Source organism: Amycolatopsis circi (assembly GCF_003385235.1).
GTDB lineage: Bacteria > Actinomycetota > Actinomycetes > Mycobacteriales > Pseudonocardiaceae > Amycolatopsis > Amycolatopsis circi.
Genome location: NZ_PQIA01000303.1, coordinates 1 through 1633 on the forward strand (window position 1 = coordinate 1; position 1633 = coordinate 1633).

Here is a 1633-nt window from a genome sequence, read left to right on the forward strand (position 1 = left end):
TCAATGCCAGGAACTTAGGCTGCTCTGGGTTGTGCTGTCGTGGTGGGTGTGGTGGCTGGTGCGGGGTGGACCTGGTAGCTGGTTTTGTTGCTGGTCGGCTGCCGGGTTTTGCCTCGGTAGGGGTAGCGGTGCAGGGTGTTTTTGAGTGCTCGGGGGAACATTCGGGTGTGGGTGTGGCGGGTGGTCAGCTGCTGGCTGAGGTGGTGGCAGGTCCAGTCGAGGCAGCGGTCGGCGTCGGCGGGTGCGGTGGCGAGTGCGTGCTCGACGGTGTCGCGGGCGGCGGTGAAGGAGATCCGGGACGGGTCCAGGCCGGTGGTGAGCGCGGCCTGGGAGATCAGCAGCCGGATGGCTTGGTAGACGACCAGCGTGGCCCAGAGTTCCTGTAGTGCGCGGGTCGGGGTCCGGCCGCGCAGTGCGCGGCCGGACAGCAGCACGGTCTTGATCTCGCGGATGCCGGTTTCGACGACCCAGCGTCGGGCGTAGAGGGCGACGAGGTCCTGGCCGGGGGCGGCATGCGGGTCGAGCAGGCTGGTCACCAGCCGGTATTTCTCGGTGCGGGTGCGGCCGTCGACGGTGGCGGTGATCCAGGCTTCGACCACCCGGACGGTGATCCCCTTGACCGGGCGCGGCCGTGGCGGGTTGTGGCCGCGTTTCTTGTTCCGGGCGGCGTTGCGCCGCCGGGCGCGGGCGTCGGCCGGGTCGCAGAGGGTCGAGAGCCACGATCCGTCGGGCAGGACGTGCTGCACGGGCAGCTGCGGCTGGGCGAGCTTGGCCCGCCACAACAGATGCGTTCCCCGCGTCCGGGCCGCGGTCCACAGGGAGTGGCCCAGGAAGTTGCGGTCGGCCAGCAGCAGCATCCCCGGTCGCAGACGGTCGAGCAGGTCGCGGGCCAGGGTGGGCTCGCCGCGGGCGAGGCTGCCGGTGGCCGCGCCGAGCAGTTGGCGGGACCCGCAGGCCAGCAGGACCAGCAGCCGGGCCTTGGGGACGCCGACCGGGTCGCCGGTCCTGCCTCGGTGGCAGCGGAAATGCTCTCCGTTGCCGGCGGTGTCGGCCAGCGGGATCTCGGTGCCGTCCCAGGCGCACACCAGCAGCCCGAACGCATGCGACCACGCTTGGCGCGCCACCGGCCGCCACCCGGCGAGGGCGCTGAACAGCAGTTGCAGCGGGACCGCTCCGATCCTGTCGCGCAGCTTGCTCAGCGCGGTGCTGGCAGGCAGGGACCAGCCGCGTTCCCGCAATCGGGCCAGCATCGAGGTCGTGAACATGTTCTGCAGCACCGCAGGGCCGGACTTCGCACGCAGCAGGCACAACGCGAGCACGAAGTACACGCCCAGCCGCGAGGGCAGAGCCCGCCACCGCCGCTCGTCCCGGTCGCTGACAGCCAGCGCCTCGTCGACCAGCCCGGGCGGGACGAGCCGAGCCAGCACACCCAACCTGGCCTGGGACAACACCTCACCCACCGGCCCCGGCCATCCCGAGGACATGACAACATGAACACGCAACAGGGCTCCCCGCGAACAGACCGGACGATCTAGGCAATCGCCAGTCCTAGCCGGGAGCCCTGTCGCCTAACCACCCGCCACGCACACCACCGCCGAACCGTGATCAACCACGCTTAAGTTCCTGGCATTGG

At 70.6% G+C, this 1633-nt stretch carries 1 protein-coding gene; it reads right to left on the reverse strand.

All coding sequences use genetic code 11. The annotated features are described in order from the left end of the window. Positions 1 to 14 precede the first annotated feature (14 nt). A complete protein-coding gene (locus tag D0D37_RS46385) occupies positions 15 to 1484 on the reverse strand; it encodes an IS4 family transposase (RefSeq protein ID WP_116206906.1) in 1470 nt (489 codons plus the stop codon). Positions 1485 to 1633 lie beyond the last annotated feature (149 nt).